Source organism: Agromyces tardus (assembly GCF_003710805.1).
Lineage (GTDB): Bacteria > Actinomycetota > Actinomycetes > Actinomycetales > Microbacteriaceae > Agromyces > Agromyces tardus.
The window spans coordinates 128,470-143,071 of record NZ_RHHB01000006.1 but is presented as its reverse complement, the minus strand read 5'-3'; the positions used below and the strand labels follow the sequence as shown (position 1 = coordinate 143,071).

14 protein-coding genes are annotated in these 14,602 nt (G+C 70.9%); 13 read left to right on the top strand and 1 reads right to left on the bottom strand.

The genetic code is table 11. The annotated features are described in order from the left end of the window. From EDM22_RS06185 to EDM22_RS06130, 12 genes are all read left to right on the top strand, one after another. The coding region (locus EDM22_RS06185) for a cell division protein FtsQ/DivIB (RefSeq protein WP_122936186.1) at window positions 1-821 on the top strand (821 nt) is incomplete at its 5' end. Window positions 822-1,028: 207 nt separating this feature from the next. Beyond that, on the top strand, window positions 1,029-2,237 hold the full coding sequence (gene ftsZ / locus EDM22_RS06180; RefSeq protein WP_122936185.1) for a cell division protein FtsZ: 1,209 nt from the start codon (window positions 1,029-1,031) through the stop codon (window positions 2,235-2,237). A 31-nt stretch (window positions 2,238-2,268) separates the two neighbouring features. Next, on the top strand, window positions 2,269-2,934 hold the full coding sequence (locus EDM22_RS06175; protein ID WP_122936184.1) for a YggS family pyridoxal phosphate-dependent enzyme: 666 nt from the start codon (window positions 2,269-2,271) through the stop codon (window positions 2,932-2,934). A gap of 40 nt (window positions 2,935-2,974) precedes the next feature. Continuing rightward, window positions 2,975-3,448: a cell division protein SepF gene (locus EDM22_RS06170; RefSeq protein ID WP_122936183.1), complete on the top strand. Its 474-nt coding sequence runs from the start codon at window positions 2,975-2,977 to the stop codon at window positions 3,446-3,448. A gap of 9 nt (window positions 3,449-3,457) precedes the next feature. Beyond that, entirely contained in the window at window positions 3,458-3,766 is a 309-nt protein-coding gene (locus EDM22_RS06165; RefSeq protein ID WP_122936182.1) for a YggT family protein, read from the top strand. Window positions 3,767-3,879: 113 nt separating this feature from the next. Further along, the gene (locus EDM22_RS06160; protein ID WP_122936181.1) at window positions 3,880-4,572 is read left to right on the top strand and encodes a DivIVA domain-containing protein; all 693 of its coding nucleotides are present in this window, start codon (window positions 3,880-3,882) and stop codon (window positions 4,570-4,572) included. After that, a complete protein-coding gene (lspA, locus tag EDM22_RS06155; protein WP_122936180.1) occupies window positions 4,562-5,200 on the top strand; it encodes a signal peptidase II in 639 nt (212 codons plus the stop codon). The genes EDM22_RS06160 and lspA overlap by 11 nt, the downstream gene beginning before the upstream one ends. A gap of 1 nt (window position 5,201) precedes the next feature. Further along, a complete protein-coding gene (locus EDM22_RS06150) occupies window positions 5,202-6,122 on the top strand; it encodes an RluA family pseudouridine synthase (RefSeq protein ID WP_122936179.1) in 921 nt (306 codons plus the stop codon). Between the two features lie 101 nt (window positions 6,123-6,223). Then, window positions 6,224-9,754 carry a DNA polymerase III subunit alpha gene (gene dnaE / locus EDM22_RS06145; protein ID WP_122936178.1) on the top strand — a complete coding sequence of 1,177 codons (3,531 nt, stop codon included), beginning with the start codon at window positions 6,224-6,226 and terminating at the stop codon, window positions 9,752-9,754. A 66-nt stretch (window positions 9,755-9,820) separates the two neighbouring features. Continuing rightward, on the top strand, window positions 9,821-11,134 hold the full coding sequence (gene hisD, locus EDM22_RS06140) for a histidinol dehydrogenase (protein WP_122936177.1): 1,314 nt from the start codon (window positions 9,821-9,823) through the stop codon (window positions 11,132-11,134). A 24-nt stretch (window positions 11,135-11,158) separates the two neighbouring features. Continuing rightward, window positions 11,159-11,632, top strand: a complete 474-nt coding sequence (gene nrdR, locus EDM22_RS06135; RefSeq protein ID WP_122936176.1) for a transcriptional regulator NrdR — start codon at window positions 11,159-11,161, stop codon at window positions 11,630-11,632. 4 nt (window positions 11,633-11,636) lie between these two features. After that, the gene (locus EDM22_RS06130; RefSeq protein ID WP_122936175.1) at window positions 11,637-12,710 is read left to right on the top strand and encodes a quinone-dependent dihydroorotate dehydrogenase; all 1,074 of its coding nucleotides are present in this window, start codon (window positions 11,637-11,639) and stop codon (window positions 12,708-12,710) included. 47 nt (window positions 12,711-12,757) lie between these two features. On the opposite strand, the gene EDM22_RS06125 is transcribed toward EDM22_RS06130, so the two are convergent. Then, the gene (locus tag EDM22_RS06125; protein WP_122936174.1) at window positions 12,758-13,813 is read right to left on the bottom strand and encodes an App1 family protein phosphatidate phosphatase; all 1,056 of its coding nucleotides are present in this window, start codon (window positions 13,811-13,813) and stop codon (window positions 12,758-12,760) included. A 104-nt stretch (window positions 13,814-13,917) separates the two neighbouring features. Here EDM22_RS06125 and EDM22_RS06120 point away from each other — a divergent pair, with 104 nt between their 5' ends. Then, entirely contained in the window at window positions 13,918-14,571 is a 654-nt protein-coding gene (locus tag EDM22_RS06120) for a TetR/AcrR family transcriptional regulator (RefSeq protein ID WP_170964035.1), read from the top strand. Window positions 14,572-14,602: the final 31 nt, after the last annotated feature.

Sequence of the window (14,602 nt, the reverse complement as noted above, 5' to 3'; positions counted from 1 at the left end):
CGCCGTCGGACGCGGCGGCCACGCCGGGCGGGGGCGGTGCCGCGGCGCCGTCCGACGAGCGTGCGGCGCGCCGGGCCGTCGCGGCTGCGGCACGCGAGCGGCGGCGCTACGAGAAGCAGGAGGTGCGGCGCTTCACGAAGCGCAGCCGCATGCGCCGCATGGCGTGGATCGTCGGTCTGGGCTCGATCGTCGTGCTCGTCGTGCTCGTCGTCGTCGCCGCGTACACGCCGCTCATGGCGCTGCGCGAGGTGCGGGTCGAGGGGGCGAACCGCATCCCGGTCGCGCAGCTCACCGCGGCGTTCGCCGACGAGCTGGGCACGCCCCTGCCGCTCATCAGCTCCGACGACGTGCACCGATCGCTCGCCGACTTCCCGCTCATCGAGACGTACTCCACCGAGACCATCCCGCCGGGCACGCTCGTCGTGCGCATCGTGGAGCGCACCCCCGTGGGCGTGGTCGACACGGCTCGCGGGCTCGAGCTCGTCGACGCCGCGGGGGTCGTGATCGACCGCCCCGAGACGCGACCCGACGGGATGCCGCTCATCGAGGCGGAGGGCGGCGTCGGCGGCGAGGGGTTCCGGGCCGTCGCGGCGGTCGTGCGCAGCCTTCCCGCCGACGTGCGCGCCCAGCTCGAGCGCGTGACCGCGGCGACGGCCGACGACGTGCGCTTCGACCTCGTCGGCGGCGCGAACGTCGTGTGGGGGAGCGCCGAGGACTCGCGCCTCAAGGCCGACGTGCTCGCCGCGCTCATGCGGGCGGCGCCGCCCGACGAGGTGTCGCGCTACGACGTGTCGGCGCCCATGAGTCCTGTCACCGAGTGACGGCTCGCGCGCGTTCGTGCGCTCTGCGCGCCCGCTGCCGGGTGCGCGACCGCCGACGGATGCCGGTTCGGATTCGCGACACGCGGGCGTGCCGAGGGGGAGGGCGGAGGCATCCGCCATACCTTCGGATCAGGAATTGCATACTCGGCAAAACTTTAACCTTCAACTCGAGGTTCAGAGTTCAGAGTTCGCACGGAGGGCCGGAAATTGTCGACTAACCAGAACTACCTCGCCGTCATCAAGGTCGTCGGCATCGGCGGTGGCGGCGTCAACGCCGTCAACCGCATGATCGAGCTCGGACTCCGCGGAGTCGAATTCATCGCGATCAACACCGACGCGCAGGCGCTGCTCATGAGCGACGCCGACGTCAAGCTCGACGTCGGCCGCGACCTGACCCGTGGGTTGGGCGCGGGCGCCGACCCGGAGGTCGGCCGTCGTGCCGCCGAGGATCACGCCGAGGAGATCGAGGAGGCCCTCGCGGGCGCCGACATGGTCTTCGTCACCGCGGGCGAGGGCGGTGGCACGGGAACGGGCGGCGCGCCCGTCGTCGCCCGCATCGCGAAGTCCATCGGCGCCCTCACGATCGGCGTCGTCACGAAGCCCTTCGGCTTCGAGGGCAAGCGCCGGCAGACGCAGGCCGAGCAGGGCGTCGCGCGACTGAAGGAGGAGGTCGACACCCTCATCGTCGTGCCCAACGACCGGCTGCTCGAGATCAGCGACCGCGGCATCTCGATGCTCGAGGCGTTCGCCACGGCCGACCAGGTGCTCCTCGCCGGTGTGCAGGGCATCACCGACCTCATCACGACGCCCGGCCTCATCAACCTCGACTTCGCCGACGTCAAGTCCGTCATGCAGGGCGCCGGCTCCGCGCTCATGGGCATCGGCTCCTCCCGCGGCGCCGACCGCGCCATCAAGGCCGCCGAGCTCGCGGTCGCGAGCCCGCTGCTCGAGGCCTCGATCGACGGCGCGCACGGCGTGCTGCTGTCGATCCAGGGCGGCTCGAACCTCGGCATCTTCGAGATCAACGACGCCGCGCGCCTCGTGCAGGAGGCCGTGCACCCCGAGGCGAACATCATCTTCGGCGCGGTCATCGACGACACCCTCGGAGACGAGGTGCGCGTCACGGTCATCGCCGCGGGCTTCGACGGCGGCGAGCCCGGCACGAAGCAGCCCGTGGAGGCCCGGCGCACGAACTTCGTGCCGGCGACGGTCGGCGCCTCGGTCGGATCGTCCTCGGGCGGCTCGTCGATCGGGGACGAGCCCGCGCACGAGTCGCTCAGCGAGATCGACATCGACGAGCTCGTCGAGACGGCGAACTGGGGCGAGGCGGGCACCTCGACCGCGGACCAGATCGTCTCCGACCCCGCGTTCGCCGACGCCGACGACGATCTCGACATCCCCGATTTCCTCAAGTGATCCGGGTGCGTCGCAGCCGGGGGCGAGTCGCGTGAGCGACCTCGCCACCCGGCTCGCATCCGTGCGCGTGGGCATCGCGGATGCCGCGGCCGAGGCCGGACGCGATCCGGCCGGCATCACGACCATCGTCGTGACGAAGTTCCAGCCCGTGTCGCTGATCGCGCAGCTCGCCGAGCTCGGCGTCACCGACGTGGGCGAGAACCGGCACCAGGAGGCGCAGGCCAAGGCTGCGGAGCTCGCGCACCTCGGCCTCCGCTGGCACTTCGTCGGCCAACTCCAGAGCAAGAAGGCACGGCAGGTGCGCGCCTACGCGTCGGTCATCCACTCGGTCGACCGCGTCGGTCTCGTCGACGCGCTGCGCTCCGAGGAGGCATCCGTCGACTGCTTCGTGCAGGTGAACCTCACCGACGATCCGGGACGCGGCGGCGCGCAGCCGGAGCACCTCGAGCCGCTCGTGGAGCACGTGCTCGACACGCCCGGACTGCGGTTGCTCGGGCTGATGGCGGTCGCGCCGCTCGGCGAACCGCCCCGCGCCGCGTTCGCGAGGGCGCGCACGCTCTCGGAGCGCGTGCAGCGCCTCGCACCGGGCGCGGGGGCGCTGTCCATGGGGATGTCCCACGACTATCGCGAGGCGATCTTGGAGGGTGCGACACACCTGCGGATCGGCACCGCAATCACCGGGAATCGACCGGCATGAGGCTAGCCTCGAAGAGACGGACGAAGTGACGGAGGCAGCGATGTCAAACCCGCTCAAGAAGACCATGGTGTACCTCGGCCTGGCCGACGAGGAGCTCGAGCCCGAGACGCAGCCGGCCCCGCCGGCGCCCATCGTGCACGCGGCTCCGGCACCCGCCCCCAAGGGGGGCGGCGCCGCGGTGACGCCGCTCCGAAAGCACCACGTGCAACCGACACCCCCGCAGGCGGAGATGAACGAGATCCTCACGGTGCACCCGCGCCAGTATCGAGACGCCCAGGTGATCGCGGAGTCGTTCCGGGAGGGCGTGCCCGTCATCATCAACCTCTCGCAGATGTCCGACGGCGACGCCCGCCGGCTCATCGACTTCGCGAGCGGACTCTCACAGGGCCTGTACGGCAAGATCGAGCGCGTCACGAGCAAGGTCTTCCTGCTCTCGCCGGCGCACGTGGTGGTCTCGGGGGAGACCGGCGACGCCGACGGCGACGTCGACGCCTCGTTCTTCTCGCACTCGTAGCGCCAGACCGTGGCGATCGTCTGGAACATCGTCTACACGATCCTCCTCGTCTACTTCTTCGTGATGTGGGCGAGGTTCGTGCTGGACCTCGTACGCACCTTCAATCGCGCGTGGCGCCCGCATGGATTCATGCTCGTGCTCGTCGAGGGCGTCTACACCGTGACGGACCCGCTCGTGCGGTTCTTCCGCCGTCTCGTGCCGCCGATCCGCATCGGACAGGTGGCGCTCGACCTGGCCTGGAGCCTGGCCATGCTCGTGGTCATCGTCGCGATGACCGTGGTGTCCTGGCTCGCCGCGAGTGCGGCGGCCACAGCCTGACGATGTCCTGCGAGGATCGCCCCCGGCGCATCTCCGCTGCATCCGTGAGGTTCTCTTTGCTACCGTTAGCTGAACGTGATCGAACAGTTCGACAGATTTGAGGGTGGGAAGCCATGGCGCTAACTCCGGAAGATGTGGTCAACAAGCGCTTCCAGGCGACGAAGTTCCGGGAGGGCTACGACCAGGACGAGGTCGATGACTTCCTCGACGAGGTGGTGGTCGAGCTCCGCCGGCTGAACCAGGAGAACGAGGAGCTGCGCCAGCGCCTCTCCGCGGCCGAGGCTCGCGCCTCCGAGGCCGCATCGGCACCGGCCGCCGCACCGGCACCCGTGCCCGTGTACGCCGAGCCCGCAGCGGCCCCGCCCACCGTGGCCGTGCCCGCGCAGGCGCCGTCGGCCCAGTCGGAGCTCGATGAGCAGACCAGCACCACGAACCTGCTGCAGCTCGCACGTCGCCTCCACGAGGAGCACGTGCGCGAAGGCGTCGAGAAGCGCGACGCACTCATCGCCGAGGGTCACGCCACCGCAGCGCGCGTCGTCGCCGAGGCTGAGGCGAAGTCGCGTGCGCAGATGAGCATCCTCGACCAGGAGCGCGTCGCGCTCGAGAAGCGGGTCGACGAGCTGCGCGTCTTCGAGCGCGACTACCGTGCGAAGCTCAAGAGCTACATCGAGGGCCAGCTGCGCGAGCTCGACACCGCCGCTCCCGTGCAGGTCTCGGGCAACCAGGGGTTCTCGGCGCCGGTCGGCGCATCGGGCCTGAGCAACGAGCAGGCGCCCGCGCCGACCTTCCAGGGCTTTGGCGGCTGAGCGGGCCGCGAAGGTCGGCACCACCGCCCTCCTGGTCCTCGCCGGCGCCGCCATCCTGGTGTACGGTCTCGACCAGTTCGCGAAGTACCTCGTCGTCACCAACCTGACCGAGGGCGACGTCGTGCCGGTGCTGGGCAACGTGCTGCAGTGGCAGTTCGTGCGCAACCCCGGTGCGGCGTTCTCCCTCGCGAGCGGCATGACCTGGATCTTCACGATCCTCGCGGCCGGCGTGATCACGTTCATCGCGTGGTTCGCCCGTCGCATCCGCTCGATCGCATGGGCCCTGGTGTTCGGGCTGCTGCTCGGAGGCGTGCTGGGCAATCTCACCGATCGCCTGCTGCGCGAGCCGGGGTTCGGCGTGGGGCACGTGATCGACTTCATCTCGACGCCGTGGCTCATCCCCGCCATCTACAACGTCGCCGACATGGCGATCGTGTCGAGCATGGTGCTCTTCATGATCCTCACCATCCGCGGCGTCGGCCTCGACGGCACCCGCCAGGTGCGCGAGCCGAAGCGCGACGAGGGCACTGCGGATGCCGCGGGCACGGTCACCGGCACTCCGCCGCCCACGGAGCTGCGCGGAACGCAGCGTCCGGCCGCGGGCGCCGAGCTCGCCCACGAGTCCTGACGTGGAGCACCGCGCCCTTCCCGTCCCCGACGGCCTCGACGGCGTGCGCGTCGACGCGGGGCTCGCGAAGCTCCTCGGGTTCTCGCGCACGATGGCGGCCGACGTCGCCACTGCGGGCGGCGTGCTCCTCGACGGCTCCGTGGCGGACAAGTCCGACCGACTGCGCAGCGGCTCCTGGCTCGAGGTGAGCTGGCAGCCGCCGCGTGCGCTCGAGATCGAGCCCATCGCCGTGCCCGAACTGGGCATCGTCCACGACGACGACGACCTCGTGGTGGTCGACAAGCCAGCCGGCGTGGCCGCCCATCCCTCGCAGGGGTGGGACGGACCGACCGTCGTGGGCGCCCTCGCGGCCGCAGGGTTCCGCATCTCGACGTCGGGCGCTCCCGAGCGACAGGGCGTCGTGCACCGCCTCGACGCCGGCACGAGCGGGCTCATGGTCGTCGCGAAGTCCGAGCGCGCCTACACGGAGCTGAAGCGCCAGTTCCACGACCGCGAGGTCGAGAAGATCTACCACGCCGTCGTGCAGGGGCACCCCGATCCGCTCAGCGGCACGATCGATGCGCCCGTCGGGCGGCATCCGCGCTCGGAGTGGAAGTTCGCCGTGACCGCGGCGGGCAAGCACGCCGTCACCCACTACGAGACGCTCGAGGCGTTCCCCTACGCGTCGCTGCTCGAGATCCACCTCGAGACGGGACGCACCCACCAGATCCGGGTGCACATGGCGGCGCAGCGGCATCCGTGCGCCGGCGACGCCATGTACGGCGCCGACCCGGCCCTGAGCGCGCGGCTGGGACTCGAGCGGCAGTGGCTGCACGCCCGGCGGCTCGAGTTCGCGCACCCCGCCGACGGCGCGTGGAGCGTGTTCGAGTCGGAGTACCCGGCCGACCTGCAGCACGCGCTCGACGCGTTGCGCGGCGACTGACGCGCCTCGGCTCGAGCGCCGATCCCGCGCGTCCGGGTGCCTCCCTGTGGGTGGCTCGCCCTACACTTTGAAGACCCCCAGACGACCTCGCAGCACCCCCGATGAGGAGCCCAGTGGCCACCGATTCCTTCGTCCACCTGCACGTGCACAGCGAGTACTCGATGCTCGACGGTGCCGCCCGCGTCGGTGAACTGGTGAAGGCCGCGCAGGGCGAGGGCATGCCCGCCGTGGCCGTCACCGACCACGGCAACGTGTTCGGCGCCTACGACTTCTGGAAGCAGGCGACCGACGCGGGGCTCAAGCCGATCATCGGCACCGAGGCCTACCTCACGCCCGGCACGCACCGCAGCGACAAGACGCGCGTGCGCTGGGGCAACGGCGGCGGCGACGACGTCTCGGGGTCCGGTGCGTACACGCACATGACGCTGCTCTCCGAGACCACCGAGGGCATGCACAACCTCTTCCGCCTCTCGAGCCTCGCGTCGATCGAGGGGTACTACTTCAAGCCCCGCATGGACCGCGAGATCCTGCAGCAGTACTCCGCGGGCCTCATCGCCACGACGGGCTGCCCGTCGGGCGAGGTGCAGACCCGGCTGCGGCTCGGCCAGTACGACGAGGCCGTGCGGGCGGCATCCGAGTACCGCGACATCTTCGGCCGGGAGAACTACTTCGCCGAGATCATGGACCACGGGCTCGGCATCGAGAAGCGCATCATGGACGACCTGCTCCGCCTCGCGAAGCAGCTCGACCTGCCGCTCGTCGCCACGAACGACCTGCATTACACGCACGCGCACGACGCGAAGAGCCACGCGGCGCTCCTGTGCGTGCAGTCGGGGTCGACGCTCGACGACCCCAACCGGTTCAAGTTCGACGCCGACGAGTTCTACCTCAAGTCGGCTGCCGAGATGCGCCACCTCTTCCGCGATCACCCGGAGGCGTGCGACAACACCCTGCTCATCGCCGAGCGCGCCGATGTGCGGTTCAACACGAGCGCCAACTACATGCCCCGCTTCCCCGTGCCCGAGGGCGAGAGCGAGGAGAGCTGGTTCGTCAAGGAGGTCGAACGCGGCCTCCACGTCCGCTACCCCAACGGCATCCCCGATGAGGTGCGCAAGCAGGCCGACTACGAGGTCGGCGTCATCAGCCAGATGGGATTCCCCGGCTACTTCCTCGTCGTCGCCGACTTCATCAACTGGTCGAAGAACAACGGCATCCGCGTCGGGCCCGGGCGCGGCTCGGGCGCAGGATCGATGGCGGCGTACGCCATGCGCATCACGGACCTCGACCCGCTGCAGCACGGCCTCATCTTCGAGCGGTTCCTCAACCCCGACCGCGTCTCCATGCCCGACTTCGACGTGGACTTCGACGAGCGTCGTCGCGGCGAGGTCATCCGCTACGTCACCGAGAAGTACGGCGACGAGCGGGTGGCCCAGATCGTCACGTACGGCACGATCAAGGCGAAGCAGGCACTGAAGGACTCGTCGCGCGTGCTCGGCTTCCCGTTCGGCATGGGGGAGAAGCTCACCAAGGCGATGCCCCCGGCCATCATGGGCAAGGACATTCCGCTGTCGGGCATCGTCGACAAGGACCACCCGCGCTACAAGGAGGCGGGCGACATCCGGGCGATCATCGAGACCGACCCCGAGGCGAAGACGGTCTTCGAGACGGCGCTCGGGCTCGAGAACCTCAAGCGCCAGTGGGGCGTGCACGCCGCCGGCGTCATCATGTCGAGCGATCCGCTCATCGACATCATCCCGATCATGAAGCGGGAGCAGGACGGCCAGATCGTCACGCAGTTCGACTACCCGGCATGCGAGGCCCTCGGCCTCATCAAGATGGACTTCCTCGGGCTGCGCAACCTCACGATCATCGACGACGCCCTCGACAACATCGAGGCGAACCGTGGCTTCCGACCCGTGCTCGAAGACCTGGCGCTCGACGACCAGCCCGCCTACGACCTCCTCGCACGCGGCGACACGCTCGGCGTGTTCCAGCTCGACGGCGGTCCCATGCGGTCGCTCCTGCGCCAGATGAAGCCCGACAACTTCGAGGACATCTCGGCCGTCATCGCGCTCTACCGCCCGGGGCCCATGGGCGCGAACTCGCACATCAACTACGCGCTGCGCAAGAACGGGCTGCAGCCGATCACGCCGATCCACCCCGAGCTCGAGGAGGCCCTGAGGGACATCCTCGACACGAGCTACGGCCTCATCATCTACCAGGAGCAGGTGATGGCGATCGCGCAGCGCGTCGCCGGCTTCTCGCTCGGCCAGGCCGACATCCTGCGCCGCGCGATGGGCAAGAAGAAGAAATCCGAGCTCGACAAGCAGTACGAGGGCTTCTCGGGCGGCATGAAGGCGAACGGCTACTCGGATGCCGCGATCAAGACGCTCTGGGACATCCTGCTGCCGTTCTCCGACTACGCGTTCAACAAGGCCCACTCGGCCGCCTACGGCGTGCTGAGCTACTGGACGGCGTACCTCAAGGCGCACTTCCCGGCCGAGTACATGGCCGCCCTGCTCACGAGCGTCGGCGACGCGCGCGACAAGCTCGCGCTCTACCTCAACGAGTGCCGGCGCATGGGCATCAAGGTGCTCCCGCCCGACGTCAACGAGTCGATCGGCTACTTCGCGGCCGTCGGCGACGACATCCGCTTCGGCCTCGGCGCGGTGCGCAACGTGGGCTTCAACGTGGTCGACGCGATCCGCGCCGCCCGCGAGCAGAAGGGCCGGTTCGAGTCGTTCCACGACTTCCTCAAGAAGTCGCCGATCCAGGTCGCGAACAAGCGCACCGTCGAGTCGCTCGTGAAGGCGGGCGCGTTCGACTCGCTCGGGCACACGCGGCGGGCGCTCGTCGAGATCCACGAGAGCGCCGTGGAGTCCGTGGTGAAGGAGAAGCGCGCCGAGGAGCACGGCGACGTGGGCTTCGACTTCGACAGCCTCTTCGAGGAGCACGAGAAGGCGGATGCGCCGTCGCTCGTGCCCGACCGGCCCGAGTGGGCCAAGCGCGACAAGCTCGCGTTCGAGCGCGAGATGCTCGGACTCTACGTCTCCGACCACCCGCTCGCGGGCCTCGAGGCGCCGCTCGCGAAGCACGCGTCGACGACGATCACCGAGCTCGTCTCATCCGACGCGACGCAGGACGGCGACACCGTCACGATCGCCGGGCTCGTCACGAGCGTGCAGCATCGCGTCGCCCGACAGAGCGGCAACCAGTACGGCATGATCCAGGTCGAGGACTTCTCGGGCGAGATCACCGTGATGTTCATGGGCAAGGCGTACCAGGAGTTCGCGCCGGGCCTGCAGAGCGACTCGATCGTCGTCGTGCGCGGTCGCGTGAGCCTGCGCGACGACGGCATGAACCTGCACGCGTACAGCGTGTTCTCGCCCGAGCTCGGCCAGGGCGACGAATCCGGGCCGGTCGTCATCTCGCTGCCCGACGTGCGCGCGACGACCGACACGATCTCGGCCCTCGGCGACGTGCTCATCCGCCATCGGGGCGCCACCGAGGTGCGCCTGCGGCTCACCAAGGGGCGCACGGCGCGAGTGTTCGAGCTGCCGTACCCCGTGTCGGTCACCGCCGACTTCTACGGCGAGCTGAAGAGCCTGCTCGGGCCGAACTGCCTCACGTGACGGGCTGCAGCTGCGGCTGCGGCTCGCGGCGAGTTGCCGGGTGCGCTCGCTAGGCTGGACGGCGCCATGCTTCGACGACTCGATCTCCGCGGTTCCCGTCCCTCGCCGAGCGAACTGCTCGCCCTCATCCCGCGTGCGGCGACGGATGTCTCCGCCGCGCTCGACGCGGCGCGGGCGCTCGTCGACGACGTGCGCGAGCGCGGCGAGGCGGCGCTCCTCGACCAGGCCGAGCGGTTCGACCGCGTGCGCCCGCCGGCCGTGCGGGTGCCTGCCGAGGAGCTGGCGGCGGCCCTCGCGGCGCTGGCGCCCGACATCCGCTCGGCCCTCGAATCGACGATCGAGCGCGTGCGCGCCGCGAGCGCGGCGCAGGTGCCCGCACCCGAGCGCACCGTCCTCGCCGACGGCGCGATCGTCGAGCAGCGCTGGCAGCCGGTCGCGCGCGTCGGCCTGTACGTGCCCGGCGGCAAGGCCGTCTACCCGTCGAGCGTGGTCATGAACGTCGTGCCGGCGCAGGTCGCGGGGGTGCGGTCGATCGCGCTCGCGTCGCCGGCGCAGGCCGCCTTCGGCGGACGCATCCACCCCACGATCGCCGCGGCCGCGGCGCTGCTCGGCATCACCGAGGTCTACGCGATGGGCGGCGCCGGGGCCATCGGCGCCTTCGCCTACGGCGTGCCCGGCATCGGCCTCGACCCGGTGCAGCGCGTCACCGGCCCTGGCAACGTGTTCGTCGCCGCAGCGAAGCGGGTCGTGCAGGGCGTCACGGGCATCGACGCCGAGGCGGGGCCCACCGACATCCTCGTGATCGCCGACGACGGCGCCGACGCCGACTTCGTGGCATCCGACCTCGTCAGCCAGGCCGAGCACGACGAACTCGCCGCGGCGGTGCTCGTCACCGACTCCGAGGCGTTCGCCGCGCGCGTGCTCGAGCGGCTCGAGGCGCGGGTCGCCGCCACGAAGCACGCCGAGCGCGTGCGCACGTCGATCACGGGACCGCAGTCGGCCGTCGTGCTCGTCGACGACCTCGAGCAGGCGGCCGCGTTCGCGAACGCGTTCGGGGCCGAGCACCTCGAGATCCAGGTGCGCGACGTCGACGGCACCCTCGCCCGCATCGAGAACGCCGGGGCGATCTTCATCGGCCCGTATTCGCCCGTGAGCCTCGGCGACTACGCCGCCGGCTCCAACCACGTGCTGCCCACCGGCGGCCAGGCGCGGTACGCGTCGGGGCTCTCGGCGGCGACGTTCCTGCGCCCGCAGCAGGTGGTGCGCTACAACGAGGCGGCGCTCCGCGAGGTCGCACCGGTGATCGCGGCCCTCTCGGGCGAGGAGGACCTGCCGGCGCACGGCGAGGCCGTGGTCGCGCGGTTCGGCGACCGGGCCTGAGCGCGCCGGTACGCTGGAGACACCATGTACTGTCCGTTCTGCCGCCACCCCGATTCGCGCGTCATCGACTCCCGCACGAGCGACGACGGACTCTCGATCCGTCGCCGCCGGCAGTGCCCCGAGTGCGGCCGGCGCTTCTCGACGACCGAGACCGCGAGCCTCGTCGTGATCAAGCGCTCCGGCGTCGTCGAGCCGTTCAGCCGCGAGAAGGTGGTGCTCGGCGTGAAGAAGGCCTGCCAGGGCCGGCCCGTCACCGACTCCGACCTCGCCGTGCTCGCGCAGAAGGTCGAGGAGACCATCCGGTCGACCGGCGCCTCGCAGATCGAGGCGAACGACATCGGCCTCGCGATCCTGCCGCCGTTGCGCGAGCTCGATGAGGTCGCGTACCTCCGCTTCGCGAGCGTCTACCAGGCGTTCGAGTCGCTCGACGACTTCGACGCGGCCATCGGGCAGCTCCGGGCCGAGCACGGCCGGCTCCCGGCCCGGCCGGCGGAGTAGCGGCATGTATCGAGCCCTCTTCACCCTCTTCTTCGCGCGCATGGACCCGGAATCCGCGCACCACCTGGCCTTCGGCGTCATCCGCCGCTTCCCGGCATTCGGCCTGGGGCCGATCGTCGAGCGCTTCACGGGCCCCGACCCGTCGCTCGAGGTGGAGGCGCTCGGCCTCCGCTTCCCCTCGCCGTTCGGCGTCGCGGCCGGCTTCGACAAGGACGGCCTGGCCGTCGTCGGGCTCGGCCGGCTCGGGTTCGGCCACGTCGAGGTCGGCACGCTCACGGCCATCGCGCAGCCCGGCAACGACCGGCCGCGCCTGTTCCGGCTCCTCGCCGACCGCGCGCTCATCAACCGCATGGGCTTCAACAACGGCGGGGCGGATGCCGCGGCCGGGCGCCTCTCGCGCCTGGCGCGCCGCGCGCACCGGCCGGTGCTCGGGGTGAACATCGGCAAGAGCCGTGCGACGCCCGTCGAGCGCGCCACGGCGGACTACGAGCGCAGCGCCCGGGTGCTCGCACCGCACGCCGACTACCTCGTGGTCAACGTCAGCTCGCCGAACACCCCCGGGCTGCGGGGCCTGCAGGAGCTCGACGCGCTCGCGCCGCTGCTCGAGGCGGTGCGCGACGCCGCGGGGTCGACGCCGTTGCTCGTCAAGATCGCCCCCGACCTCGCCGACGAGGAGATCGAGCGCATCTGCGAGCTCGTCGTGCGGCTCGGCCTCGACGGCATCATCGCGACCAACACGACCATCTCGCGCGAGGGCCTGTCCACGCCGGCCGCACAGGTCGAGGCGATCGGCGCCGGCGGCCTCTCGGGCGCCCCGCTCGCGGCTCGCTCGCTCGCGGTGCTGCGGCTCATCCGCCGCCACGTGCCCGAGTCGCTGTGCGTGGTCTCGGTCGGGGGCGTCGAGACGGCCGCCGACGTGCAGGAGCGCATCGATGCGGGCGCCACACTCGTGCAGGGCTACACGGCGTTCATCTACCGGGGCCCGCTGTGGGCCCGGGAGATCAACCGCGGCCTGCTCCGAGTGCGTCGCGAGCGCGCGTCGGCCGCGGGCACGTCGGGGGCGATCGGCGCTCGCTGAGCGCTCGGCGTCGAGTCGTGGCATCCGCCCGACGACGCCACCTGCCGTCAGAGCAGGCCGATGGCGTGGAGCTGGTCGGCGATGCGTGCGCCGTCGGTCGCGGACACCCACGGGACGTCCGCGCCGTGCTGCTCGGCCTTCGTGCGCCCGCCGGCGAGCACCGCCTCGCCCGCGGAGAGCTCCCGGATCGCGATCGCGGCGACCTGATCGGGATGCGCCACCGCGAACGAGGCGTAGAGCTCCTCGTCGTGCTGCCCGTCGTCGCCGATGAGGAGCCATCGGATGCCCGGGAACTCCTCGGCGAGGCGGCGGAGGTTCTCGATCTTGTGCGCGCGACCGCTGCGGAAGAGGCGGTCGTGCGTGGGGCCCCAGTCGGTGAGCAGGATCGGTCCCACCGGGTAGAGGTTGCGGGAGAGGAACCGGTTCAGGGTCGGCGCGACGTTCCATGCGCCCGTCGACAGGTAGATCACGGGCGCGCCGGGGTGGGCGCGCACGAGCCGCTCGTAGAGTACGGCCATGCCGGGCGTGGGATTGCGCGCGTGCTCGTCGAGCACGAACGTGTTCCATGCCGCGACGAACGGCCGGGGGAGCGCCGTGACCATGACCGTGTCGTCGATATCGGAGATGATGCCGAAGTCGACGTCGGGGCCGACCACCCAGATGGGGGCGGTGACCGTCTCGGAACCATCGGCGCGCAGCGTCGCCTCCGTCCAGCCCGGCTCCAGCTGCACGGGGATCTTGGTGTCGACGACGCCGCCGCGGTCGGCGAGCACCTCGATCCGCTGGCCGGCGACCTCGATCGTGACCGGCACGTCGCCGACCGGGACGCTCGTGAAGCTGCGCCAGCCCCGGATGCCCTGCTCCCGGCGGCGGCGCCGGCGCTTCGAGTCGCTGTCGGCGACGGGCTTGGAGAGCAGTACCCGGCAGAAGACACGGACCCACTCAGTGGATCCGTAGCCGGTGTAGGGGACGACCGTGGGCACATGGCCGCGCCGCCTGGCCCACCGCTCGCGGAAGTCGTGGAACCAGTCCTCGACGCGCGCGGCACGGTGCCGGACCTGTCGCGCGCTGGATCCGGCCGGAAGGGGGGAGCTCACCGGCATCCTCTCAGTCTGTCATGCGCACCCCCCGGAGGGGGAAACCGGCCGTGTCTGGTCGGCGACGCTCACGGGCACAGGTAGAGTGGTCCGGCAAGCGAGGAGGTCCCGTGCCGAACATCGACCTGATCCTCGGGGCCGATCACGGGCGGCGGCGCTCGGTTCGGACCGAGCCGACCCAACGTCGGAGTACCCAACGACTCGACGCGCTGCTCGACGCAGCCGCCGAGATCGTCGACGATCTCGGATTCGAACGACTGACCACGCAGATGGTCGCCGAACGCGCCGGTGCGTCGATCGGCACCGTGTACCGCTACTTCCCCGACCGCGTCGCGGTGCTGCACTCCCTGCGGGAGCGATCGGTGCGCCGGTATCGCGAGCGCGTGGCCGAGGCCATGGAGCGCACGCAGCTCGAGGGCTGGTGGAACGTCATCGACGTCGCACTCGAGGTCTGCGCCGAGCTGTACCGCACGGAGCCCGGTTTCAGCGTCGTGCACGCTGCCGAACGCGAGACGTCCGACGACGGCGAGCCCGAGTTCGCGCACCGCATGGCGAAGCTCATCGTGCACGAGTTCGGCATCGAGGACGAGCCCGAGCTGCGATTCCGCCTGGGCATCGCGATCGAGCTCGGCGAGACGATGATCCATCGCGCGTTCACCCGCGAGGCATCCGGCGACCCCCGGTACCTCGCCGAGGCGAAGCGCATCGTGCACGACTACCTCGCGGAGTCCTTCGGCGCGCTCCGGGCGACGAACGCGGCCTGACGTCTTCTGCGGCAACGCACAGTCTCGCCAC

What these genes read in the sequence shown, in the direction of transcription:
- EDM22_RS06170 (WP_122936183.1), top strand. Translation starts at nt 2,975, where the DNA reads ATGTCAAACCCGCTCAAGAAGACCATGGTGTACCTCGGCCTGGCCGAC.
- EDM22_RS06160 (WP_122936181.1), top strand. Translation starts at nt 3,880, where the DNA reads ATGGCGCTAACTCCGGAAGATGTGGTCAACAAGCGCTTCCAGGCGACG.
- dnaE (WP_122936178.1), top strand. Translation starts at nt 6,224, where the DNA reads ATGAGGAGCCCAGTGGCCACCGATTCCTTCGTCCACCTGCACGTGCAC.
- hisD (WP_122936177.1), top strand. Translation starts at nt 9,821, where the DNA reads ATGCTTCGACGACTCGATCTCCGCGGTTCCCGTCCCTCGCCGAGCGAA.
- nrdR (WP_122936176.1), top strand. Translation starts at nt 11,159, where the DNA reads ATGTACTGTCCGTTCTGCCGCCACCCCGATTCGCGCGTCATCGACTCC.
- EDM22_RS06130 (WP_122936175.1), top strand. Translation starts at nt 11,637, where the DNA reads ATGTATCGAGCCCTCTTCACCCTCTTCTTCGCGCGCATGGACCCGGAA.
- EDM22_RS06125 (WP_122936174.1), bottom strand. Translation starts at nt 13,813, where the DNA reads ATGCCGGTGAGCTCCCCCCTTCCGGCCGGATCCAGCGCGCGACAGGTC.